This is a genomic window from Proteiniphilum sp. UBA5384 (genome assembly GCF_002410825.1).
Taxonomy (GTDB): Bacteria; Bacteroidota; Bacteroidia; order Bacteroidales; family Dysgonomonadaceae; genus Proteiniphilum.
Map to the genome: position 1 here is coordinate 69,929 of NZ_DHOS01000001.1, position 24,104 is coordinate 94,032.

The window sequence follows — 24,104 nt, forward strand, 5'->3', positions numbered from 1 at the left end:
GAATGAAAAGAATATATAAGTTATTGGCATTGCTCACCGCGGTCTGCCTGTTTTCGTGCCAGAATGAGGATATAGCAAACGACAAAGGGTATTTACGTCTCATCGTTGATACGAATGTCTCCGTGAATGTGACAAGAGGTGTGGGTGAAGAGTATAATCCGAAGCAAATAGCCATCAGCATAGTAGATGCTTCGGGCAAGGTGGTGGAGAGCACCGACGACTGGACTACGCTGGCAGGAAAGCAACTGGAAATGACGCCGGGTACTTATACGATTAATGCGTCTTCCAATGGATTTGATGGTGCGGAGTCGGGTTTTGATATTCCTTACTATGCCGGCACTACGCAAGTCACGGTTGAAAAAGACAAAGAAGTGACGGCCTCTGTCACCTGTACATTGGCAAATGTAAAAGTGACCGTCCATTTCGACCAGACATTTATCGCTGCTTTCAAGTCGGCAACAGCGACAGTTGCCTCGGAATTGCCGGACATCGCTTCTCAAGCATTTGTAATGGGGGAGACTGCCCGGTCGGCTTACTTCCCTGTAGGAGACCTGACTTCTACCATCGCTGTAGTAAACAAGTCGGATCAGCCTTTCTCCCAAACAGATAAAATTACCGGCGTAAAAGCGCGTGACCATTATATCCTGCACTACAAAGTAGCGGAGACGGGCGAGGGGGGTGTCACTGTCAATGTGGATGACACGGAGACAACCTATACTTTTGAATTCGTGATATCTTCTCAATTAGAGACTAAGTTGCAAACAAACGTCGCCAATGCCTGGAGTAACTTCGCTTATCTGGAAGGGAAGGTTGTGTCTGCCGCGGGAGAATTGGATCCGGACAATATGGTGTTTGCGTATAAGGCGGACAACGCTTCCGAATGGAGTACGATTGCAGCCTCCAAAGAGGGGGAGAATAACTTTAAAGCGACCTTGAAAGGCTTGCTTCCCAATACGGATTACAGTTACCGGTTGAAGTATAGTAAGGATGGCGAAGAGTATGAGGGCAATCCTGTTTCATTTACTACGGAAACGGAGATTGCGTTGGTGAATGGAAATTTAGACGATTGGTATCAATCGGGTAAAACGTGGTATGCTGCTTCTGAAGCTTATTTCACTGCCAATGGCGGTTCATTTTGGGACTCCAGTAATCCGGGTACTACTACCGGCGCAGGTGCGCTGATCAATAAAAATCCAACGCAAGGCAATTCGTCCGTGGTGCATACGGCGGGTGGAAAATCCGCATCATTGCAGTCCCAATACGCCTCCTTTATCGGGATTGGTAAATTTGCTGCCGCAAGTCTCTATACCGGTAATTTCGTGAAATTGGTTGGGACGAATGGTGCTAAAATCAATTTTGGCCAGCCTTTTGCTGCACGTCCTACCCAACTGCATGGATGGTTCCGGTATGCTACAGAGGCAATGGATTATGTGGGTAGTAATACGCCGGCAAGTTTAGGCATTGAAAAAGGAAAGACACCGGATGTGTGTGCTATCTATATCGCGCTGACTACCAATTCGTATGAGGTGGACAACACAAACGTCGCTACTTTTATTGATTTTGAAAATGATGCCGGTATCATTGCCTATGGCGAACTTCCGGCATCGGATGCCGTGCCTACCGGCGATGCTTGGAAAGAATTTACGATTGATCTGAAATATCGTGACCTGGAAACGAAACCTACCCATATTATTGTGGTCTGTTCGGCAAGTAAATACGGGGATTATTTTACCGGCAGCACGAAGAGTCTGATGTATGTGGATGACTTGGCATTGGTGTATGGTGACAGTCCGATCAGTCAATAAAAATATCACTCAATTATAACCTCTTAGCCGGGGAAGGCTCTTTGCGAAAACCCTTCTCCGGTTATATTCATTGTATGTATGAAAGTAAAAATCGTAGTATGTTCACTGCTGTTGATAGTAGGAATCTCTTCTGCAATGGCGGGCAGGCCTCAACGTATAGACCGGGAAATACAAAAAGCAGTATTTATCCCCAAAGGACAATGGCTGGTGGGCGGAACAGTCTCTTATTCTGAACATGAGGAGAATAACTTGAATTTTCTGGTTTTGAAAGATGTGGAGGCGTTGGGATATAGATTCAAGGTGAGTCCCTATGTTGGCTATTTCTTTAAAAATAATATTGCTGCGGGGGCACGCTTCAGCTATAATCGTACTTATCTCGACATGGATAATTTTGATCTTAATCTGGGCGAAGATTTTAATATCAGTCTGAATAACCTGTATTATTTGGAACATAAATATGAGGTTTCGGGGTTTATCCGGACCTATATGCCGGTGGGAAGAAGTAAAATTTTTGGCCTTTTCAATGAAGCCAGGGTAACCTACGGTTATAGTTCGGGTAAAAATTCCACCGGATCAGGGGTGGAATATGACGGTACTTATCAAAAGGCGCATAATCTGCAAATAGGCATTGCGCCCGGACTGACAGCTTTTGTCACCGACTGGGCGAGCGTGGAGGTCTCTTTTGGGGTGATGGGGTTTAATATTAAATGGCAAGACCAAACGACCAATCAGATCGAAACCGGATCGAGACAAGTCTCTTCCGGTAATTTTAAATTCGACTTGTTCTCCCTCAATATTGGCATGTCTTTCTATTTGTAATGGATAAACTGTACACATGATAAAGAAAATTATATATACGTTGTTTTGTTTGCTGGCTGTTGCCGGTTGTAAAATCGAAAACGACATACCGTATCCCATTGTAGAAGGGAATATCCTTTCCATGGAAGTGGAGGGGCAACGCGCTTCCTCTGAGGGAGAAAACGTGCAGGCTGTTATCGATAAAAAGAATCGTACGGTGCAACTTTATGTGGACGATTCCGTGGACTTGTCGAAACTGCGTATTACCAAGCTGACCGTCAGTGATGGAGTGGAGTTGGTGGCCGACCCTGCCGTTTGCAACAATTTCTCAAAATTTCCTACTGCCGGATTTGAATCGCTGGAGAGTATTCCTATTTCTTCGGATACGCGGGTCAACTTTTCGCAACCTGTGACTTTCACCTTGCATACCTACCAGGAGTATGTATGGACAGTGACAGTGACGCAGGTTATTTCCCGCAAGATTGTATTGGAGAATCAGATAGGGAAAGCGGTGGTGGATGAGGTCAATAGGAATGTGGTTGTGTATGTGGCGAAAGAGCAGCCGTTGAACGCAATCAAGGTGACGTCGTTTCAGTTGGGGGGCGAACATGGCAAAATAGTTCCGGATCCAACGGCAGTGCCAACTTTCGACTTTTCTGTGCCCCGTGCTTTCTTTGTTTCGTATGGTTGGGAAGAAGTCAGCCATGAGTGGAAAGTTTTTGTCTATCATTCAGAAGAATCAGGTGCTATCTCTGCCGAGGTATTTCCGATGACCATACGTGCGATAGTGAGTGGCGACATACAAAATGGGAAAACACCCCAAATAGAATATAAGAAGCAGGCAGAAAGTGCGTGGAACAGGTTACCTGCTTCTGCTATCACAGTGAATGGAACAAGCTACACCGCCTCCTTGAGCGGGCTTTCCGCTGCTACTGCGTATCACTACCGGGTGGGCATAGACGGCACGATGGGGGACGCCAAGCCGTTTGTCACTGCCACTGCTGCTCCTTTGACGGATGGTAGCTTTGACCATTGGCATCAGAATGGGAAGGTCTGGAATCCCTGGGCTTCCGACGCTACTTCTTATTGGGATACCGGTAATAAAGGAGCCACTACGATTGGTTCCAGCAACTCCGTCCCGACGGACGAAACCAGCAACGGCACAGGACAGGCAGCCTTGTTGGAATCCAAATTCTTAGTGATGCAGTTTGCCGCCGGTAATATCTTTACCGGAAGCTATGTGAGAACGACCGGGATGAACGGAGTATTAAGTTTCGGACGACCGTTTACCTCTTTCCCTTCCAAACTGCGCATCCATTATAAGTACACATCCGCCCCCATCGACAGGGTGGGCGATGATGAATTTCAATACCTGAAAGGAAGGCCGGATTCATGCGATATTTATATCGCCTTGACTGACTGGGACGAACCCCTGGAAATACGTACCCGTCCTTCTGAAAGGCAATTGTTTGATAAAAACGATAAGCAGATCATTGCCTATGCGGGATTCACGCAAGGAAGCTCCCTTTCTACCTATCAGCAAATAGATCTTCCTTTGGTGTATCGTTATACAAATCGTACTCCTAAGTATATTGTGGTGGTTGCTACCGCCAGCAAGTATGGCGATTATTTCACAGGTGGTACAGGCAGTAAGTTGTGGATTGATAATTTTGAATTGATATATGAATAATGTGCTAATGTCTGTATATTTAATAAATTCAGAACTCCTGATCCTGTTATTGAGGATCAATAAATTGTAAAATGGTCAATGAGATAGTCGGCTTCCGTGAGCAGGATGGTTTCGTCTATTACCTCCATAGCGGGAACCCGATCTATTGCCACAACCCTTGCCTGCAAATATTTCACAAGAGCCATAAATAGTCCGGTGGATCATTCAGTATCATTTCAGTTGGTATTATTTTTCGGTAATGATGTGAATAATTTAACTAAAATGTTGAACAAATCAAAAAATATAGTTTGATAAATATTTTTTACTTTTCAAATAAATACTGTATATTTGGATTTTATAGATTATCACTAAAGACGATTATGCTTAAGCGCAAGGAGGATATAGGGCTTTCGCCGTATGAACTGAAGTTCCGCGGCCGGCACCGTTCCGAAGAGATACAAATGACCCTTTTCGATATTGACCTGGAGAAGGTGGACCAATTGGAGATCCGGTCGATCGAGGGCGTTTTGCCCTATAAAGACAACGATACGCTCACATGGTTGAATATTGACGGATTGCACAATGAGCAACTGATGCAGGAATTGGTGGATACGTTACAGATCCCTGCCGATATCCTGTCGGATGTGATGCAACCGGGCACGCGTCCCCAGATGGAAGAGTTCGATAACGGACTTTTTATCTCATTGAAGATAATGCAGATTGATGAGAAGACCAATTTGATATCGATTGATAACCTGAGTATAGTGATCATGGATAAGCTGTTGGTCACTTTCCAGGAAGAGAAGAGCGATTTGTTCAATCCTGTCAGGGAACGCATCAGGAAGCATAATAAACGGTTCAAGGCATTAGGGACTGATTACCTTGCTTTTGGCTTGTTGGATGTGGTTATTGACAATTACATCTTTATCCTGGGTGTTTTGGGTGAGAAAATTGAAGACCTGGAAAACAAAATGGTGCTGGATCCCGGCAGGAAAACACTCAGGATAATCAATCTTCTCAAGCGTGAACTCAGTAACCTGGGACGGTATATCAAACCGGCCCGGGAGATGGTCTCCGGACTGGTAAAATCGGAGAGCGATTTTATTACGCCCCAAAATGAAAAACACTATAAGGAATTGCAGGACAATATCAATCAGGCGGTGGAGTTGTTGGAGTACTATCGTGAACTGCTGTATGATGAATTGAATATTTATCACTCTTCCATGAGTACAAAACTGAACGATATTATGGCGCTGCTGACTATCTTTTCAGTGATATTTATCCCCATCACATTTATAGTGGGTGTCTATGGAATGAATTTCGATAATATGCCGGAATTACATTTGAAATATGGTTATTTTATCGTCTGGGGAGTGATGCTGTTAATTGCCATCGGAATGTTCTGGTATTTTAAGAAAAGAAAATGGTTTTAAATGTCAGGGAACTTTTTTGACATTAAAATAAAAATCACATGTTTACTCGATACCCGGTTATTTGAAGTAACGAGGACGAAATAAAAATCATGATCAGTAGATGAATTCAAATCAGGAAAGTGCTTCCAGATGGTTGGGCAGGAAAGTGGGAGAAGCCAAGGGGGCCTACCTTGCAGCTTCGCTGTTTACCATTGTCAGCGCTGTTTGTTTTGTCGTTTTTTGTTGGTATCTGTCGGAATTCGCCGCTTCGTGGATCAACAGCGGATTGATTCTGCCAAACATATTATTATATGCCTCTGCATTTCTCGGGGGTAGGTATCTTTTCGCCCACTTAGCTTCGCAATGCAATTACAATGCGGGGAATATCATTGTTTCAAAAATAAAAAAACAGGTTTATCCGCTGTTGCTTCACAATAATCAGTTAGATTCTACTGCGAGTGCATTGTATGTCACCCGTATCAGCGATGATCTGAAACCATTCTATGCTTTTTTTATTCCCTATTCCGTAGCGACCGCCTTGGTCAGCTCGCTGCTGCTATTGGTTTGCTTCTGGATAGAAAAATGGGTAGGCATTATATTGTTGGTTTCGTTGCTGGTCATTCCTATGCAGATGGCGGTGGTGGGTATAGGAGCCGAGTCGCTTCATAAAAAACATATTAATCTTTTCTTGAAATATTCGGCCGTTTTCTATAACCGACTCCAGACTATTGCCGAGATCGTCAATCTGGATAATTTTAAAGCACAATACCGGTTTTTGTCCGGAAAAAGCAAGGAGTTGAGCAAGGCTACTACCAGTGTGATGCGGGTTGCTTTTTTGTCGTCCACCGCCCTCGAGCTTTTTGTGACCATTGCCATTGCAGCTATAGCCATCTATCTGGGAATGAGTTTGCTTGGTATTATGCCCGGCGCTAATTATGGTAAGGGATATGATTTTCGTACAGCGCTCTTTTTACTTACTATTACACCCTATTTCTTCTTTTATCTGCGGAAATTTGTCGGTGCATACCACGACCGTAACAGAGCCCTGGCCTCAGCTGAATTGTTGATGCCGATATTGGCACAGGAGGTTGCTCCGCCTTTGGAGGGAATGGACGAATCTCTGAAGAGTTTTGATATCTGTAGTTTGCATTTTGCCTATCCCGATTCTCCGGTAAAAGTGTTGAATGATATCCACCTGCAATTACCGGTAAAAGGGTTGGTATTGGTGAAAGGTATTTCCGGTTCGGGAAAATCTACCTTGCTTAAAATCTGTACCGGTAGCCTTTCAGTACAGCAGGGAACGGTGTCTGTAAACGGACAGGATAATGCATGGTCACGTCAATGGCTGAAGGAAAACAGCGCATATATGAACCAGTACCCATTTATCTTCGATGGAACATTGCGATACAACGTTTTCCTGGGAAAAGAAGGAAACGGCTCCGAGGGGTATCCTGATTTTCTAAATAGAATATTGGAGAAAAAGGAACAGGGGGGACAGACGGAATTAAGCCATGGCGGTAAACAACTTTCAGGTGGAGAAAAACAATTGGTGACCCTCGCCCGGATGATGATGTATCCCAAACCGGTTGCGATTATGGATGAACCGACGGCCAGTCTGGACAATGATACCATTGAGATTATCCTTCCGCAAATCGTAAAAATGGCTGAAGAACGGTTGGTGATCATTGCTTCACATGAAAAGATGTTCGATGGCGTAGCGGATGTTGTACTGAACTTAAATTGGGGGGAGCAGGTTTGATTTGTTGATGTGATGATGTATAAATTTATAACAACATATATATTGCGGCCATTTGCCGGCAGGTGGGGGGGGGCTTTTTTGCTACTCTTTCTCTGGACCGCGGCATTTATTGCCATGCCGGCGGTCTCCGGATGGTTCCTTGCTATTTGTAGTGTGGCATTCATTACGGCAAACACTGCGTTTTCATACCTGATTCCCTCTGCCGTTATCCGTTTGTTGGCATTGTTTCGTACAGCGACGAGGTATTTCGAACGGATGGAGACACACAAAACCACATTGGATGTGCAGCAGAGCCTACAACTGAAAATATTCCAATCGGTAGCCGGATTTCCCTATTTCAAAAAACAGGTCAACAACAATTCCACGTTGCTCGAGAACAGTACGCTCGGCGTTGAACAGATACTGAACCATGTCCTCTTATGGTTGATGCCACTTACGGCGCTGGTCCTTTCCCTTATCCTCTATTATGGTTTTCTTGTCTTGTTTTCGCATGCAATAGCCATTGAATTCCTGGTTTCTGCCGCCGTGTTATTGTTTATCGTTCCTCAACTTTTCTTCCGGCAGAACGGAAAACTCTATGCAATATTGAAAACACACCGAGAAGAGAATAACCATGCACTTATTCAAAGTTTCAGGGGGCGGATAGAGATCACCAAATACAATATGGAGGAAAAGGTGATTAATCAGTACGAGGAAAAATTGGACATACTCGAGCGACTGGAGAATAAACTGCAGACAAATTCATTTTATCTTCAATTGATTGCCGGTCTTGGATTTAGTCTGATAGCTGCTTTCCTGCTCTGGAATTCATCCAATCATGGTATTGACGGGCCGGCGGCGATCGGTATCTTCTTCGGTATCATGGCGCAGGCCGAGTTGTCTGAGATGCTTTTCTCGGGAAAATCGGAAAAGAATGCGGTAAAAAACCAGGTCAATGATGTGGCGACTATCATCGGACAGGGGGAAAAAACCGTAGGGAAAGAGGGGCAGCCTATCCAAAAAGAAGTGGTGGATTCCCCTCTGGAAGGATTAGTGTTGCAGGATGTGAGTGCGAAAATCCCTGAAACATCGGTACGAACGGATGAAGTATCGCTGAAAATAAAGAAAGGGGAGTGGATTGCCCTCTACGGGGAGACAGGAAAAGGAAAGACCACGCTGTTAAACAGTTTCTTTTATCCTGAATACCGTAGGACGGGATCGTTGATATGGAACGATCTACAAGTATTATCCCATTTACCGGTACCTGAATGTGTGTATGTAACACAGAAAGCCTATCTTCTGACAGGAACACTGCGTGAGAATTTTGAGGGATATCCTGACGAAGCTATTGAACAGGTACTGAAAACGGTGGATCTGAGCGGTTGGCGTGCATCGCTTCCCGACGGGTTGGATAGTTGGTTGGGCGAAAATGGGGAGACGCTAAGTGGCGGACAACGCAAGAAATTGCTATTGGCACAAGCGTTACTCAAAGAACCGCAACTGCTGGTGGTGGACGAACCTACCGCCGGTATCAGTTCCGAAAATGCGATTGCCATCTTCCAAAACATAAAATGGCGATACCCCGGTATCACCATCCTAATGGCTACCCACTTGAAAGATTTTGAAAGTGTGGTGGATAGAGTAATCAGAATCTGAATTGAATTTTCTGCTTTTACATTTTCCCTCCACCATGTGAACTTACATGGTCGATAACGGGAGCAATATTGAAATAGACCTTCTCTACACCGAATCGGTTTTCGGAGAGTGTGAGGTAATTTATCTTTTTTGTCGACAGTATCTTGTCGTTGCCTCCGAAGCTGTATCCCAGGAATGGAAGTATATCATATTCATGTGCCACTCTGATTACATAGAACGGCGTTTTCTCCGACATCCCGTCTCCGGTGCCTGCAATGGCATTCTGCACGACCCGTCTTTGCTGTGCCACCCTTTTATATTCGTGCGCATTATCTTGTTGGGCATACACCAGCAACTTGGCATTCAACGCCCGCAGGTTGAACGGGTCTTCCAGTAACAATGCACTGGAGTATTCCAAAATATTGTTGTAATCGCCGGGAGTGAATGATTTCTTCGATAATACCTCTGCGATCTTGTTGTTATAGGAGGAAGTGTCCACCGGCATATATTGGGACTGGTAGATAAAACCGAAATAGAGATGGCGTCCCTCTTCGAGGGTCATCGTTTCATCACCCGACATGTATTTCTCCATCAATTTCGGATAATAATAAGACGAAGCCGGTTCTTTGATATTTCTTTCAATCTGCGCGAAATCGGGAGCGCTGAAAAACTCATCTTGGGCGTGTGCTGAAAATGCAACTGTGGAGATAAATGCAAATATGAACAGTAATTTATACATAGTCTTTTTTGTTTTAGTAATAGTGCTACGATACAAATGTATTTTCTAAATTCTATTTTAACAAAAAAAATTAGATAAGAAACCTTAATCGGCAATAAAAACCGGAACAGGAGACATGTCCTGTTCCGGTAATTGTTCATTTTTAATACCTGAAACGGTTTCTTCGAAATGCCGGAATCATTATTGTTTCCCTGAAACGGCTACTTCGCGGTTTATCTTGGAGACCAGTCCCTGTAATACAGTGCCGGGACCAAGTTCTACAAATTCTGTGGCCCCGTCGGCAATCATCTGTTGTACCGACTGCGTCCATTTTACCGGTGAGGTAAGCTGAGCAATCAGATTCTCTTTGATGGTCGCGGGATCAGTCTCTCCCATAGTCGATACGTTCTGGTATACCGGGCAAACAGGTGCTGAGAAAGGAGTTGCCTCGATAGCTTCCGACAGTTCCAAACGGGCCGGTTCCATCAGGGGAGAGTGGAAAGCACCACCGACTTTTAAGGGTAATGCCCGTTTTGCCCCCGCTTCTTTCATCAGTTCGCATGCTTTTTCAATGCCACTCATTGTTCCGGAGATCACTACCTGTCCCGGGCAGTTGTAATTAGCCGGTACCACTACGTCATCCACCGACGCACATATCTCTTCCACTTTGTCGTCGGCCAGTGCCAGTATAGCCGCCATAGTAGATGGTTGTTTCTCACATGCTTTCTGCATGGCCAATGCACGGGTATAAACCAATTTTAAGCCGTCTTCGAAGGATAAGGCGCCGGCTGCCACCAATGCCGAGAACTCTCCCAGTGAATGTCCTGCGGTCATATCGGGTTGGAACGTTGAGCCCAGCGTCTTTGCCAGAATCACCGAGTGCAGGAAGATAGCCGGTTGTGTGACCTTTGTTTGTTTCAGGTCCTCGTCTGTCCCTGCAAACATCAGGTCGGTAATGCGGAAACCGAGTATTTCGTTTGCTTTTTCGAATAACTCTTTCGCCAAGGGTGAGGTCTCGTACAGATCTTTGCCCATACCCACGAATTGGGCTCCCTGGCCGGGGAATACGTATGCTTTCTTCATATCATTTAAAATTATTTATTGATTTTTCTCTCGTATCTCCACCCGGCGAATCTTTCCACTGATTGTTTTTGGCAATTCGTCTACAAATTCAATTTGCCGGGGGTATTTATAGGGAGCTGTCACATTTTTAACATGCTCCTGAATTTCTTTGGCCAATTCGTCACCTGCCTGTGCTTTATATTCTTCGGCCAGCACGATGGTGGCTTTAATAATCTGTCCCCTGATTTCATCGGGCACGCCGGTGATAGCACATTCTACCACGGCAGGGTGAGTCATCACGGCGCTCTCTACCTCAAACGGGCCGATGCGGTAACCGGAACTCTTGATTACGTCATCGGTTCGTCCCACAAACCAGTAGTATCCGTCTTCATCGCGCCAGGCCATATCACCTGTATGATAGACATGGTGGGCATATACCTCCCGGGTGAGTGCTTCATCGCGATAGTACCCTTTAAACAGACCCAGGGGACGTTTTTCGTCGGTATAGAAGACAATTTCTCCTTGTTCTCCATCTTCGGCCGACCTTCCGTCGTATGTCAACAGGTCCATCTTGTATAGAGGATTAGGCACCCCCATTGATCCGGGTTTCGGTTCTATCCAGGGGAAAGTGATGATGGTAGGTGCTGTCTCGGTCTGACCGAAAGCTTCCATCATCTTGATGCCTGTCAGTTTATAAAAAGTTTCGAATACCGACGGGTTGAGTGCTTCGCCGGCGGTGGTACAATATTCCAAGGCCGAAAGGTTGTATTTATTCAGGTCCTCACGGATCAGGAAACGGTAGATCGTTGGAGGGGCACAGAATGAAGTGACTTTGTATTCCGAAAGTATACGGAGCATATCCTGCGGAATAAAACGGCCATCATAGTCATAGACAAATACGCAGGCGCCTACGATCCACTGGCCGTATATCTTTCCCCACACTGCCTTAGCCCATCCGGTATCGGCCACGGTGAGGTGAATGCTGTCCTCATGCAGATTGTGCCAGTATTTGGCAGTAGTGATATGCCCCAACGGATAAGTGAAATCATGTACTACCATCTTAGGTTGGCCTGTGGTGCCGGAAGTGAAATAGAGAAGCATGATATCTTCGTTTTTATTCACCTTTTCCGGCTTTGTGAAAGGTGTGGCCTGTTCTACTCCCCGGTGGAAGTCGATCCATCCTTCAGGAGTGGAATCACCCACCAGAATACGGTGTTGTATGGAGGGGGATTTGGCCATCGCCAGGTTTACATGGTTGATCAGGCTCTTTTCCTGTACAGCCACAATGGCTTTTATTCCTGCTGCATTGTTGCGATAAATAATATCTTTGTCGGTGAGCAGATGGGTGGCCGGGATTGCTATTGCGCCAATTTTGTGTAACGCCAGGATAGCCGGCCAGAATTCGATGCTTCGCTTCAGGATAAGCATCACCATATCACCTTTACCGATGCCGAGGGACAGGAAGAAAGAGGCGGTTTGATCAGACAGCGTTTTCAGTTCACCGAATGTCATATCTTTGTGTATCCCCTTATCGTTGGTCCAGCAGAGTGCCCTCTTATCGGGATTTGTCCTGGCCCATTCATCCGTCACATCATATGCGAAATTAAAGTTTTTGGGTATTAAAATCTCATAATTATCGATAAAATCCTGATGTGAAATGAATGAGGTTTTTCTTACAAATTTTTCTAACATGATAACCGTATTATGGTGTCGAACCCCTTGTTGGAGAGGGGTATGACAGTTGAGGAAAATATTTACTTTTTGATCAGGGATACAGGATAACGGCAAGGAATTTCACCGGCTTGTCATTGAGCGCTTTCATGCCATGCGGCAGCGATGAATCGAAATAAATGCTATCACCTTCATCCAGTACCAGATCCTTGCCGTTGATATTTAACATCATTTTTCCTTCCAATATCATGTTGAACTCCTGTCCGGCATGGATATTTTGATAGAAATCGGATTCCATCGGCTTGGGCTCCACCGTCACCACGAAAATTTCCGCCACATTATTAGTGAATCCGGAAGTAAGTGATTGGTACTTATAGGCTGAAACCCTTTCCACACTTACACCTTTATCTTTACGGGTGATAAAGTAAGAATTCATGCGCGGCTCTGTATCAAACATAAGGGTTCCCAAGTCCACGTTGAATTCCCGTTCTATACGTTGCAAAAATGAGATCGAGATGTCTTTTTCTCCCAATTCAAATTTACGGTAGTCATTTGTATCGACCTCCAACCTGTGGGCCATTTCGTTGGGTGAAAGGCCGACTGCTTCGCGTAAACCTTTTATCCGTTCACCTATCTGTTTAATATCTGTTGTCATCGCTATATATAATATGAGTATTGATGGATCAAAACGGGAAACAAAAGTAAACTTTTTTGTTCATACAAACAAATAGAGGCTTAGTGCCATAATGGCCATACCTAACATTACCCCGATAATGGAAAGGTGGTGCCTGCCATATTTCTCGGCAGTGGGTAATAACTCATCGAGAGAAATAAAAACCATAATCCCTGCTACGGCTGAGAGGACAAACGCATCCAATACCGGATTCCAGAAAGGAAGCAGGAACAGGAACGCAATGAGTGCGCCCACCGGCTCTGCCAGTCCCGAAGCGAAAGATAGCCAGAATGCTTTTTTCTTGCTGCCGGTAGCGTGGTAAATCGGTACCGATACTGCAATTCCTTCGGGTATATTGTGGATGGCGATGGCGGCAGTAATGGGAAGGGCTACTTCATAGGAGTTCAGCGCCGACATAAATGTAGCAACTCCTTCGGGGAAGTTATGGATGGCGATGGTGATGGCTGTAATCATCCCCGTTTGTTTCAAACGGTAGTTGGAATTCATTTCTTCCACGCCATGTATTTCATGTGGGTTTTGGGACTTGGGCACTAAAAAATCTATCAGTGAAATCAGGATAATACCTCCGAAAAAGCCGAGGATCATGTATAGCATTCCTGTTTTATTTCCAAATGCCCCATTGAGAGCCTCTAATGAATTAGGCATCAGTTCCATAAATGATACGTAGATCATCACACCAGCGGACAGTCCCAGTGAGAAGCTCAGAAAATTGGTATTGGTATGTTTTGCCAAAAATGCAGTCAAACTGCCGATGCCGGTCGACAAACCGGCAAAGAGTGTCAGTAGCAATGCTATTAAAACTGTTTGGTTATCCATCGTTTTCTTATATGATATTTCCGTTATTCATTTTTCCATTTTCTCACTCATTCGGAAACATCGAATCCCACCATCGTGGGTCATTTTTCAGCCATTTGGCAAACCATGCATAGATAGCGTTATTCCATGCGATTCGTTTGTCATAATCGTAGATAGCATGATTCTCGCCATCTACCTGAATGAATTCCACCTCTTTGCCGAGCAGTTTCAGGGCATTATACATCTGAATACTTTCACCGATAGGCACGTTAGTGTCAGCGGTGCCATGAAGCAATAGCAATGGTGTCCTGATCTTATCGGCAGAAAAGAGCGGGCTCTGTTTTACATAAAGATCGGGATTATTCCATGGGTAACTTCCTGCGCTTGCTCCTGCGCTATAGGAGTAACCCCAATATCCTTCACCCCAATAACTGGTGATATTACTGATACCGGCATGTGAGACGGAGGCAGAGAAGAGATCGGTCCGGGTAATTAGATATTGCGTCATAAATCCGCCATAAGATGCGCCTATATTCCCGATCTTTGTGCCATCCACGAAGGGATGTGCAGCCACGAAAGCTTTGGTACCTTCTATAATCTCCTCGGCTGTCCGGTTGCCCCACGCGTTCACATGGCGGGCCGAGAATTTCTGTCCGTAGCCGGTGGTACCGCTCGGTTGTAGTGTATATACCACATAATCCTGTGCAGCATAGACATGCAGTGGATAAGTACTTTCGAATGTACGTGCCGTAGGGCTTGTTCCACCGTAGTAATAGACGATCAGTGGATATTTTTTTTGTGGATCGAAATGAGGAGGCAGGTAATAACGTCCTTCGATCACATCTCCGGATGAGCTGGTGAACTGCCAGTCCTTTACCTCACCCAATTCCAGTTTGTTCAATCGCCCTGCGTATGGATCCGAAATCAAGGTTGACTCCAGAGTTTTGAGGTTCAGCAGGTAGCTTCGGTTAGAGTTGGATGCACTGACACCTGTATAAGTAGCCCATGCGGCATTCTCAGCGATGTTGAACGAACGGATTATGTCCTCTTGGAGCGGTAGTTTATCGAATTTCCTGCGTTTGGGATCATATCGGTACACATTGCCCCGGTCGCCTTCTTCCACACGATAATAGATATATCCGTCCAAGGTATTCCATTCCTGGGCATTGATCGACGGGTCGAATTCTTTTGTTACCGCTTCTACCTGTCGGGTTGCCAGGTTCATAATAAACGATTGCGTATCATAGCTGTTGGCAATCTGACCCTCTCTGATATTGAGGCCAATCCCTCCAAATGCCTCGGGAGCACCGTGTATCAATAATTGTTTTCCATCCGGTGAAAATTGAGCAGAGTAAGCGTATGTCTGGTCTTTCCAGACAGTATCTATTGCCATGGTTTCCAGATCCAGCATATAGAGTGTGCTTCTTCGGAAAGGACGTTCTGCGAGGTACTCTTCAGAGGTGGAGAAAAGCAGTTTTTTTACATCCTTCGTCACATCGTTGAGTGATGCCGTTTGTTTTCCGAAAGTAAGCTGTTGGGTGAGCCCCGTATCGAAGAAATGGCGATAGAGATAGTACCGGTCGCGGTAACCCGGTTGCCTGTCATCCATCCCGAGCAGCCGTTTCAATCCGCCGGGATTGCTGACGGTGATACTTTTTCTGGAAGAAAAGAAAACAGAATGCTCATCGGGTGCCATGTGAAAATTCTCTTTCGGTAGTTTTTCGGCTATTATTTTTGTTTCAGCGGTGAGCGGATCGAGAGTGTAGATAGTGCGTCCGTCGTTATCATCAGCCACATAATAGAGAAGGTCCGATTGGGGCATCCATTTTAATTGTGTTCTTGCAGCCGGTTCAGAAAGGATCGTCCGTTTCTGCTTGGTATCGTATATTTCTGTATATCTGCGGTTGGTCCCTCCCGAAAGGGTTTCCTCCAGACTTAGCAGCAGGAATCGTCCACTCGGGGAGATGGAGGAACTATTGACTCTTTTCCCTTCCAGAATATCTTTGATATTGATTCGTCGCCGATCCCTATTATTGAATGTATAAATGAGCATTGAATCCGCTTGATCGGGTTTCAGTTCGATTTTTAGGGCGGGGTCGGTCTTATAATCCGCCGAGGTAAGCATTTTAATCACGATGCGGGAGTTGTTGGCTAAACCGTTCAGGTTGGCATCTACCGATCCCGAAAGATGTAGGCTGTCATTTATTTGTGTTTTAGTGGCTCGCTTTATGTCATCGACCCATAATTCCAGTGGATTAGGCGACGTGACGGTCAGTTTTCCCTTCCCGTAGCGATCACCGGTGACAAAGAGAGAAAATAACTGTAGCTCTTCGCCCTGCGCTGGCCTGGAGAGGATGAAAAATCCCGCCGTGTCCGGAGTTAGTTCGGTGGTAAACCGTTCCTGTGGAGGAAAAGAGATGGGATAGGCGAGGAGTAGCTCATCGGTAAAGGTAGATTTATCCAGGTTCACACTATCCAGCATGACCGGCTTCTGTACCGGAATCGGCATGAATGAGTATATCTTCTCAGGCATTAATGGTTGCTGAGCCTTCAGGCTTATTGCTGTCAATAATACGATAATAATTAAAAAATAATATTGTTTCATACTTTTTAAATTAAGAATTAATAGTGAAAAATTAAAAATTACTTTTCCACTTTTCCACTCCATATGAAGTGGGTACCGAAAGCTTCCTTCCAGTCAGGTTCCTTCTCGAAAAGACCGAAGAGTGCCGATCCCGATCCACTCATGGAGGCGTATATAGCTCCCATTTCATATAGTTGTTGACGAATTTTACAAATTTCGGGAAATTTTTTGAAAACAGGCAGTTCGAAATCATTTTTCATGAGATCTCTCCATGTTTCGGGTGGTTGGGTGATAATTTCTTTTAGAGACAGTTCCGGCTTATGGGGAGTAATCATCGCATAGGCTTCTTTAGTGGAGATCCTGACGTCCGGTTTTACCAACAGGAGAGTATATCGACTCAGGTCTACTTCTATGGGTTCCAGTTTATCACCGATACCGGTGGCATATGCCGGCTTGTTGATGATGAAAAATGGACAATCGGCTCCAAGGCGGGCCGCCCGCATCATCAGCTCTTCCCGGGTATACTCCAATTTGAAAGTATCATTGAGGAGGTTGAGCATAAAAGCTGCATCCGAAGAACCTCCGCCCAATCCTGCACCCGAGGGGATTTTTTTTAATAGATGGATATCCATTTCAGGCAACTTTCTTTCGGCTGTAATCATTCGGAGTGCTTTGATCACCAGGTTATTATCGGAGGGCCCTTCGATAGGGTTTCCGGTCTGAAAAAATCGGGTCTCCGATGTCGGTATAATCTCCAAAGCATCTTTTAGTCCGATAGGATAAAAGATAGTCTCCAGATCGTGGTAACCGTCCGGTCGACGTGAAACAACGTGGAGTCCCAGATTAATTTTTGCGTTAGGAAAACAGATCATTTATCATTTGCTGTTATAGTTCAATACTTGTTGTATCTTGAGACTACAAATATACAGATTTTCTTTTCTTCTGATAACAACGAAAAGCAGTCTAAAACTCAAGTGCTGCGCGTACACCCACTTCCCTGAATTTTGCTTTATGGAATGAGGCGAAGATACCGGCATTGAAAAAACGGTTGCCGATGCCATAACCTAGTTCGGTATAGGAAATGATTTGAGGAGTGTATAACTGGCTGAGGTAGATCCGTTCATTATCGGCAAAATCGGATACAAAGGGTATGCTTTTCAAGATCAGGAACGGTGCCTCGAACATAAGATGTGTCTGGATATAAGAGTCGGAGGCATTATAGAGGTCGCGTCCCAATAAGTTAAAATTACCTCCCAGCCCATCATCCCAGTTCTCGAGAAAGTTATTCTTGGAGAAGTAGACAAAGTCGGCAAAATATTCTGTTTTCTGATTGATGAACATACCTGCTCCCACGTGGTACTGGAGTGAGTGCCGTAATCCAAAAGAGATATTCTGGCTGATATCGACTTCTACACGGTTGTACTCCGAGGTACTTCCGAGGATATCCAAAAAGCTCCGGGAGAATTCCAGCTTAAAGGTGGGGAAGGGCGACCGTTCATAGATTTTCTGCCGCCTGTCGTAACGGTAATATTGCCGGGGTGTCCAACTGACGCGCACAAACGGGGCAAACGATCTACGGATGCCGAACAGGTCTTCGAGTGGTTCGGTGTCTTCGGTATTTTCAGTATCGGAAATGGCAGAGCGCAGCCGGTTTTTATTTTTCTTACTCTTCCTGATATGATAATCTATGCCTGTATGTAATAGCAGACCGTTGGTTACTTCATAGGTGTTGAATAACTTTACATAATAGTCCTTGTAATATTTTAAAGAGATATCATCAAAATTAATTCCCCGGTTGTTAAGGCTGTCTTGTACCTGCTTTACGAATATTGAACTATAAGTGGGATTACCGTTTCCGATGGAGAGGGTGGCACTTCCCAGTCGGTATGGTTCATAATTCCAAATCGTAGTCAGGTCGGTACGCCACTCCTTGCGGCGGAACATGTATCCCGCAAAAGCATTTATATTTACGGTCCGGCTGCGCTTCAGGTCGAAATTAAAAGACAGCTTTTGGCGATAGGTTACACCATCCCTGGAGCCATAGCCTATCATCAATGGGTTAAGCAGTCCCGAATAACGGATCGCAGTGGACTTATACTCATACTTTGAATTCAAGGCCATACGTTGTACCTGTTGTGCTATATTTGATCCGTGTAGCGAATCTCCATTGGCTTTCCGGTGCTGGTATTCTGCCAAAACATCTTTTTCGATGGCTTGTAATGGTATCGGCCGTCGTATGTTCCAAAATGTGGTGTCGCTTCGCAGCGGTACCGAATCTAATCTTATCTTGTAGAGGTTGCTGATATTGAGTGAACGAATTGGTTCAGTATCCTGCCGCAATTGGATATCACGGTAGTTGATAGTGGCCAGATGCCGGCTTGCCAACACGTTGCCCAGGTAGGATGCCGTTTGATAAACGGTGAATTGTACCGGTAAAAAGTTGGTGATTCCTGTATCTCCCATATTTATCTCAAACGAAAAATCAGAAAAGATACCGATGCCCTCACCCCTGAAAAAAATGACTCGCCAGGTATCTCTTTCTATGATGAATGTTCCTTGTAGCAGTTTGCTATTCTCGTAAATAGGATTGAAGTTCACACTGAAGTAGGTTCTCTCGTTTTCGGTAAAGGTTCGTGACAGGGTGTAACGATAATATTTGCACGTGCTGGACCGAAGGGGCATGAAAAAACTCTCATCGTTGGTAGTCTCACCGTATATATTGATATTCAGCAGTTCGAATGGTATCATGTCGATATCCTTCCTGCCGGTAAGCGTGCCCGTCACATGCTGTATGTCCTGTACGTAATTATTGGGATAATCAAACCGCAGGTTACTGATAGTTTCTATCACAGCCGCATCGTTATGGGGATCGTGCAATACAAAACCGGGTATCAGATGGGTGTGTTTATAGAGGAAATTCTTTTTCAATGTTTCTACGTAAGTACGAGTATATACTTCCGCTGAAAAATTTTCTACCAAATCGTTATATTTTTCAGCGGCGCTCATTGCTCTCTTCATGATGGTATCTACCGACAAATCAGCAGGTGAAGCAAAACTGTTGAAGGATGCAATTAATAAAATCAGGACGTATAAGGTGACTTTCCCTTTCATTCTAATTAGGTTGCAAATATAGTGAAAGTATTTTTCATACTTACCTTTTTTTTAATCGGGAAAAATATTGACAAGGAATGAATGATGGGAAAAAAAGGTAAAAAAGCACCCTTTTGAGAATTATTTATAAAAAAAAACGGTATATTTGTGTTTTAGAACATAGTTCTATAACATTCATGGTCGCAAAGAAAAAAAATGTAATCGATTTTTCCTCTTCACTTCCTGAAATATGGAGGATGTTATCGGACACTGAGCGTGAAATGTTACGCAGTAGTGCCCGTATTGTTCATTTTAAAAAAAATGAATTGATTTACCTCGAAGACGAGACACCCAAAGAATTGATGTGTCTTTTTACAGGGAAGGTGAAGATTTTCAAGAGTGGAATAGGGGGGCGTAGCCAGATCATCAGGATTATACGACCTGTGCAGTATTTTGGTTACAGGGCTTATTTTGCACGTGAAAGTTACGTGACTGCAGCTATGGCTTTTGAGTCGTGTACCGTCTGCATGATCCCCATGGAACTGATAGAAAAATTCTTGCGTAAGAACGGTAACCTGGCTCTTTTCTTCATCCAGATGTTATCGCTCGATTTGGGTATTGCCGATCAGAGAGTTGTCAACCTCACCCAAAAGCATGTGCGTGGAAGACTTGCGGAATCGTTGTTGGGTTTGAAAGATAGTTACGGACTCGAAGAGGATGGCGCCACTATTAACATTTATCTGGCTCGTGAAGACTTGGCCAGTCTATCCAATATGACAACATCTAATGCCATTAGAACGCTGTCTAATTTTGTGAATGAACGCATCATCGCTATCGATGGCCGAAAAATAAAGATCATCGACGAGGAAAGGCTCCATAAGATAAGCAGGATGGGATAGCTGTTTTTTTATTACCTTTGTGCTTCAATTCATGATGGGATGATTCAGAAAATAACCCGCTCCATACTTACGGGCTATTATAAGCCGGTGAGAAAATTTGTAAATGATCCACTGGGAACGCAACAGAGAACCCTGGACTATTTGCTTGGGCATGGGCGAAATACACTTTATGGGAAAGAAAACAATTTTCAATCGATCCGGAATAGCGACGGTTTTAGTATTCATGTGCCGGTTATCTCCTATGAAGAGTTACGTTTGTGGCTCGACAAGATAATCCTTGGTAAGGAACAGAATGTGCTTTGGGACACGCCGGTGAAGTGGTTCGCCATGTCGTCCGGTACGACTGAGGATAAAAGCAAGTATATCCCTGTCACCAGAGAATCGCTATATAACGGTAATTATCGTGCAGGTTACCATATGCTGGGTATTTATGCCCACCATCATCCCGATACTGCTTTTGTTTTAGGCAAGACGTTGGTATTGGGTGGAAGCCAGCAGATCAACCATATCGGGGGAGGCTTCTATACGGGTGATATCTCTGCTATCCTGATGAAGAACCTTCCGGTATTGGCAAAAAGAAGCAGAACGCCCGAAAGCATTGCCCTGTTACCCGATTGGGAAGAGAAACTGCGTAAGTTGGCCGATTATGCTGTCAAAGCCGATATCCGCGCTATGGTGGGGGTTCCTTCCTGGATGTTGGTGCTCCTCAAAAAAATTGTCGATGAGACCGGATGCTCTCTACCGGAACTATGGCCTCATCTTGAGGTATTCTTTCATGGTGGGGTAAGCTTTCTCCCTTTTCAGGAACAGTATGAGAAGTTGATTCCCTCTGAAAAGATGCACTATTGGGAGACTTACAATGCTTCGGAAGGATTCTTTGGTGTACAGTTTGCTCCCGGAGCGAAGGATATGCTTCTATTACTCGACAATGAAGTCTATTATGAATTTATCCCTGCGGGAGAATGGGATGAGGAAAATCCCGCTACCATCCCCCTTAGCGCTATTGAGACAGGTAAACAATATGCGATGGTAATTACTACCAGTGGCGGACTGTGGCGGTATAGGATAGGTGATACTGTCGAGTTCACTTCCATACATCCTTTCCTTTTTAGACTGACCGGGCGTACAAAGCAATTTATCAATGCCTTTGGAGAGGAGCTTATTATAGATAACGCCGACAAGGCTCTTGATGAAGCTTGCCGTTATACCGGTGCAAAAGTGACCGAATACACCGCAGCACCCATCTATTTCGGGGAAAAAAGCAACGGTGCCCACGAATGGATTATAGAATTTGATACTCAGCCTGCCGGTACTCTCGACGAATTCACCCATATTCTCGACGAAAGCCTGAAACGTCTCAATTCAGATTATGAAGCAAAACGTTCTTACAATCTCTCCCTCGGCATACCGGTAATAAGGATTGTGGAGAAGGGTACTTTTTATAATTGGATGAAACAGAGGGCGAAATATGGAGGCCAAAACAAAGTACCTAAACTCTCCAACGACCGGAAATATGTGGATAGCATCCTCGATTTTATAGTAAACGGCACACAATAATTGGTAATTGGTCATTTTTTAATTAGATCAAATCCTAAAATAGAATAAAAACTGGCGTTCCATTATTCATTAATGAGAAAGATTCTGTAAATTTGCACGCTAAAACCCACTTGTGACGCAATGAGAATAAAAACTTTATATTTTTTACTGTTCGCGTTGGTGTTGAGTTCCTGTAGCGAGTACAACAAAATTCTGAAAAGTACCGACAGGGATTTGAAATACAGTTATGCAAAAAAATACTTCGAGGAAGGAAAGTACAATCGCTCCATCACATTACTCGAAGAACTGGTTTCTTTCATGAAAGGAACGGCACAGGCGGAAGAATCACTCTATTTATTGGCCCAGAGCCATTATAATTCGAAAGATTACTATTCGGCTACGCAGTGGTTCACCACCTATTATAATACTTATCCCAATGGTGAATATGCAGAACCGGCCCTCTTCTATTCTGCGTATGGAATGTATTTGGATTCGCCTGAAGCCCGTCTGGACCAGACAAAGACCTATACAGCCATTGCTGAATTTCAAAAATATATAGAGAAATATCCGCAGACCGAAAGAGCTGAGCAAGCTAAAAACTACCTGTTTGAACTGCAGGAAAAGCTCGCCTATAAAGAATTATTGGCAGCCCGGCTCTACTTGAATTTGGGGAATTATATGGGGAATAATTATGAATCGGCAGTCATTACGGCACGTGAGGCAATCAAAAGCTATCCCTTTTCCGAATATCTGGAGGAATATCAGATTACTATCCTTCGTGCGCGATTTGAGTATGCGAAGAACAGTACGCTACGGGCACAACCCGAACGTTACCGCATGGTAGTAGATGAATATTTCAATTATAAGAACTCATTCCCGGAAGGGAAATATATGGCTGAGGCCGAAAGATATAATCGTGAAGCGCAGAGTAAGATCGATGAGCTTCCGACCACCTGAATAACAGAAAAATAAAGAGAATCAATAAATATGGATTATAAGAAAATTGCTGCAAGCACCAATACAGAAACCCGTGATGTTATGAAAATGTCGGATCAGGTAGGTAATGTATATGAAATGGTGATGATTATCAGTAAGAGAGCCAATCAGTTGGCAGTGGAAATGAAACAGGATCTCGATGCCAAGTTGCAGGAATTCGCTTCCTATAGCGATAATCTGGAAGAGGTATTTGAAAATCATGAACAGATAGAAATTTCCCGTTTCTACGAAAAACTGCCGAAACCTTCTTTATTGGCTATCGAAGAGTGGAAAGAAGGTGATATCTACTATCGCAATCCCTCGAAAGAAAAAGAAATGTTTGGATAGTATGTTGCAACGTATCCAATCGGTTTTTCTTCTACTGGCATCAGCCGCTATGTTGGTCGCTTCGGTAACTCCTTTGGCACTGTTCCTTTACAATGCCGATAAGGCAGTGTTTGAAGCTATGGGGATTTATCTTAACGGTGATCTCAACTCGTCTACCTGGGGCTTGTTTGCGATTGGTGTAACCAGTTCGGTTGTAGCCCTATTAACGATCTTCTTGTACAAGAATCGGATGTTGCAGATACGTCTTTCTATTTTCAATGTAGTATTGATGGTAGGATTTTACCTCTATTTCGGGTTTATTGTATATAAACTCTATTCAGTAGAGAGCCTCCAATTCCAGAAAATAGGTGTAGGAATTATTATGCCGGTAATTGCCCTTATTCTCACCATTCTTGCCATTCGCAGGATAGGTGCTGACGAAGTGTTGGTCCGGTCGTTTAACCGGCTTAGAAAATAAAAGGTAAAAATTCCCGATAAATTTATATAAGGGTGCCCTGTCGAATTATTTATTGACGGGGCACCCTGTTTTTATGACAAAATAAAATTTTTACCATTGATTGACTAATTTATTTTTTCAACATTTTCTTTGCGCATCAGTATTCTTCTAATATTTGTATTTGCGAAATTTTAATTACTTTTGTTTGCTTGAGTAATATAAGTTGATCCAACAGGATA

20 protein-coding genes are annotated in these 24,104 nt (G+C 44.2%); 11 read left to right on the forward strand and 9 right to left on the reverse strand.

Annotation, left to right across the window (positions count from 1 at the left end; all coding sequences use genetic code 11):
- Positions 1-2: 2 nt before the first annotated feature.
- The 3 genes from B4G81_RS00255 to B4G81_RS00265 all read left to right on the forward strand — a co-directional run bounded on the left by B4G81_RS00255 (position 3) and on the right by B4G81_RS00265 (position 4,293).
- Positions 3-1,805: a DUF4493 domain-containing protein gene (locus B4G81_RS00255; protein WP_294078783.1), complete on the forward strand. Its 1,803-nt coding sequence runs from the start codon at positions 3-5 to the stop codon at positions 1,803-1,805.
- A gap of 135 nt (positions 1,806-1,940) precedes the next feature.
- Positions 1,941-2,624, forward strand: a complete 684-nt coding sequence (locus B4G81_RS00260; protein WP_294079215.1) for a hypothetical protein — start codon at positions 1,941-1,943, stop codon at positions 2,622-2,624.
- A 16-nt stretch (positions 2,625-2,640) separates the two neighbouring features.
- Positions 2,641-4,293, forward strand: coding sequence for a PCMD domain-containing protein (locus tag B4G81_RS00265; protein ID WP_294078786.1), 1,653 nt, complete (start codon positions 2,641-2,643; stop codon positions 4,291-4,293).
- A gap of 56 nt (positions 4,294-4,349) precedes the next feature.
- Here B4G81_RS00265 and B4G81_RS00270 read toward each other — a convergent pair whose 3' ends face one another.
- Positions 4,350-4,478 (reverse strand): hypothetical protein, encoded by a 129-nt coding sequence (locus B4G81_RS00270; protein ID WP_294078789.1) that lies wholly within the window; start codon positions 4,476-4,478, stop codon positions 4,350-4,352.
- Positions 4,479-4,652: 174 nt separating this feature from the next.
- On the opposite strand from B4G81_RS00270, the gene corA reads away from it, so the two are divergent.
- The 3 genes from corA to B4G81_RS00285 all read left to right on the forward strand — a co-directional run bounded on the left by corA (position 4,653) and on the right by B4G81_RS00285 (position 9,078).
- Entirely contained in the window at positions 4,653-5,705 is a 1,053-nt protein-coding gene (gene corA, locus B4G81_RS00275; protein ID WP_294078792.1) for a magnesium/cobalt transporter CorA, read from the forward strand.
- Positions 5,706-5,805: 100 nt separating this feature from the next.
- Complete coding sequence (locus B4G81_RS00280; protein ID WP_294078794.1) at positions 5,806-7,443, forward strand: ATP-binding cassette domain-containing protein; 1,638 nt, start codon at positions 5,806-5,808, stop codon at positions 7,441-7,443.
- A 12-nt stretch (positions 7,444-7,455) separates the two neighbouring features.
- A complete protein-coding gene (locus B4G81_RS00285; protein WP_294078796.1) occupies positions 7,456-9,078 on the forward strand; it encodes an ATP-binding cassette domain-containing protein in 1,623 nt (540 codons plus the stop codon).
- Positions 9,079-9,094: 16 nt separating this feature from the next.
- Here B4G81_RS00285 and B4G81_RS00290 read toward each other — a convergent pair whose 3' ends face one another.
- The 8 genes from B4G81_RS00290 to B4G81_RS00325 form a co-directional block, all read right to left on the reverse strand.
- Positions 9,095-9,796 (reverse strand): DUF4919 domain-containing protein, encoded by a 702-nt coding sequence (locus tag B4G81_RS00290; protein ID WP_294078799.1) that lies wholly within the window; start codon positions 9,794-9,796, stop codon positions 9,095-9,097.
- Between the two features lie 180 nt (positions 9,797-9,976).
- The gene (fabD, locus tag B4G81_RS00295; protein ID WP_294078802.1) at positions 9,977-10,858 is read right to left on the reverse strand and encodes an ACP S-malonyltransferase; all 882 of its coding nucleotides are present in this window, start codon (positions 10,856-10,858) and stop codon (positions 9,977-9,979) included.
- 15 nt (positions 10,859-10,873) lie between these two features.
- Positions 10,874-12,529 (reverse strand): AMP-binding protein, encoded by a 1,656-nt coding sequence (locus B4G81_RS00300; protein WP_294078804.1) that lies wholly within the window; start codon positions 12,527-12,529, stop codon positions 10,874-10,876.
- Between the two features lie 73 nt (positions 12,530-12,602).
- The gene (locus B4G81_RS00305; protein ID WP_294078807.1) at positions 12,603-13,163 is read right to left on the reverse strand and encodes a helix-turn-helix domain-containing protein; all 561 of its coding nucleotides are present in this window, start codon (positions 13,161-13,163) and stop codon (positions 12,603-12,605) included.
- A 60-nt stretch (positions 13,164-13,223) separates the two neighbouring features.
- Positions 13,224-14,018, reverse strand: a complete 795-nt coding sequence (zupT, locus tag B4G81_RS00310; protein WP_294078809.1) for a zinc transporter ZupT — start codon at positions 14,016-14,018, stop codon at positions 13,224-13,226.
- A 43-nt stretch (positions 14,019-14,061) separates the two neighbouring features.
- Complete coding sequence (locus B4G81_RS00315) at positions 14,062-16,602, reverse strand: S9 family peptidase (protein WP_294078812.1); 2,541 nt, start codon at positions 16,600-16,602, stop codon at positions 14,062-14,064.
- A gap of 38 nt (positions 16,603-16,640) precedes the next feature.
- Complete coding sequence (gene ispE, locus B4G81_RS00320; protein ID WP_294078815.1) at positions 16,641-17,453, reverse strand: 4-(cytidine 5'-diphospho)-2-C-methyl-D-erythritol kinase; 813 nt, start codon at positions 17,451-17,453, stop codon at positions 16,641-16,643.
- Between the two features lie 91 nt (positions 17,454-17,544).
- On the reverse strand, positions 17,545-19,692 hold the full coding sequence (locus B4G81_RS00325) for a DUF5686 family protein (RefSeq protein WP_294078817.1): 2,148 nt from the start codon (positions 19,690-19,692) through the stop codon (positions 17,545-17,547).
- Positions 19,693-19,868: 176 nt separating this feature from the next.
- Here B4G81_RS00325 and B4G81_RS00330 point away from each other — a divergent pair, with 176 nt between their 5' ends.
- From B4G81_RS00330 to B4G81_RS00350, 5 genes are all read left to right on the forward strand, one after another.
- Complete coding sequence (locus B4G81_RS00330) at positions 19,869-20,570, forward strand: Crp/Fnr family transcriptional regulator (protein ID WP_294078820.1); 702 nt, start codon at positions 19,869-19,871, stop codon at positions 20,568-20,570.
- Between the two features lie 39 nt (positions 20,571-20,609).
- Positions 20,610-22,127 (forward strand): GH3 auxin-responsive promoter family protein, encoded by a 1,518-nt coding sequence (locus tag B4G81_RS00335; RefSeq protein ID WP_294078822.1) that lies wholly within the window; start codon positions 20,610-20,612, stop codon positions 22,125-22,127.
- Positions 22,128-22,247: 120 nt separating this feature from the next.
- A complete protein-coding gene (locus B4G81_RS00340) occupies positions 22,248-23,063 on the forward strand; it encodes an outer membrane protein assembly factor BamD (RefSeq protein WP_294078825.1) in 816 nt (271 codons plus the stop codon).
- A gap of 30 nt (positions 23,064-23,093) precedes the next feature.
- On the forward strand, positions 23,094-23,429 hold the full coding sequence (locus B4G81_RS00345) for a DNA-directed RNA polymerase subunit omega (protein ID WP_294078828.1): 336 nt from the start codon (positions 23,094-23,096) through the stop codon (positions 23,427-23,429).
- A gap of 1 nt (position 23,430) precedes the next feature.
- On the forward strand, positions 23,431-23,886 hold the full coding sequence (locus B4G81_RS00350; RefSeq protein WP_294078831.1) for a DUF4293 domain-containing protein: 456 nt from the start codon (positions 23,431-23,433) through the stop codon (positions 23,884-23,886).
- The last annotated feature ends 218 nt before the right edge of the window (positions 23,887-24,104 follow it).

Coding starts and splice junctions, on each gene's coding strand:
- B4G81_RS00325 (WP_294078817.1), bottom strand. CDS start 19,692: ATGAAAGGGAAAGTCACCTTATACGTCCTGATTTTATTAATTGCATCC.
- B4G81_RS00290 (WP_294078799.1), bottom strand. CDS start 9,796: ATGTATAAATTACTGTTCATATTTGCATTTATCTCCACAGTTGCATTT.
- B4G81_RS00350 (WP_294078831.1), top strand. CDS start 23,431: ATGTTGCAACGTATCCAATCGGTTTTTCTTCTACTGGCATCAGCCGCT.
- B4G81_RS00305 (WP_294078807.1), bottom strand. CDS start 13,163: ATGACAACAGATATTAAACAGATAGGTGAACGGATAAAAGGTTTACGC.
- B4G81_RS00335 (WP_294078822.1), top strand. CDS start 20,610: ATGATTCAGAAAATAACCCGCTCCATACTTACGGGCTATTATAAGCCG.
- B4G81_RS00255 (WP_294078783.1), top strand. CDS start 3: ATGAAAAGAATATATAAGTTATTGGCATTGCTCACCGCGGTCTGCCTG.
- B4G81_RS00260 (WP_294079215.1), top strand. CDS start 1,941: ATGGCGGGCAGGCCTCAACGTATAGACCGGGAAATACAAAAAGCAGTA.
- fabD (WP_294078802.1), bottom strand. CDS start 10,858: ATGAAGAAAGCATACGTATTCCCCGGCCAGGGAGCCCAATTCGTGGGT.
- B4G81_RS00270 (WP_294078789.1), bottom strand. CDS start 4,478: ATGGCTCTTGTGAAATATTTGCAGGCAAGGGTTGTGGCAATAGATCGG.
- B4G81_RS00345 (WP_294078828.1), top strand. CDS start 23,094: ATGGATTATAAGAAAATTGCTGCAAGCACCAATACAGAAACCCGTGAT.
- B4G81_RS00285 (WP_294078796.1), top strand. CDS start 7,456: ATGATGTATAAATTTATAACAACATATATATTGCGGCCATTTGCCGGC.
- B4G81_RS00315 (WP_294078812.1), bottom strand. CDS start 16,602: ATGAAACAATATTATTTTTTAATTATTATCGTATTATTGACAGCAATA.
- B4G81_RS00340 (WP_294078825.1), top strand. CDS start 22,248: ATGAGAATAAAAACTTTATATTTTTTACTGTTCGCGTTGGTGTTGAGT.
- B4G81_RS00300 (WP_294078804.1), bottom strand. CDS start 12,529: ATGTTAGAAAAATTTGTAAGAAAAACCTCATTCATTTCACATCAGGAT.
- B4G81_RS00280 (WP_294078794.1), top strand. CDS start 5,806: ATGAATTCAAATCAGGAAAGTGCTTCCAGATGGTTGGGCAGGAAAGTG.
- B4G81_RS00265 (WP_294078786.1), top strand. CDS start 2,641: ATGATAAAGAAAATTATATATACGTTGTTTTGTTTGCTGGCTGTTGCC.
- zupT (WP_294078809.1), bottom strand. CDS start 14,018: ATGGATAACCAAACAGTTTTAATAGCATTGCTACTGACACTCTTTGCC.
- ispE (WP_294078815.1), bottom strand. CDS start 17,453: ATGATCTGTTTTCCTAACGCAAAAATTAATCTGGGACTCCACGTTGTT.
- corA (WP_294078792.1), top strand. CDS start 4,653: ATGCTTAAGCGCAAGGAGGATATAGGGCTTTCGCCGTATGAACTGAAG.
- B4G81_RS00330 (WP_294078820.1), top strand. CDS start 19,869: ATGGTCGCAAAGAAAAAAAATGTAATCGATTTTTCCTCTTCACTTCCT.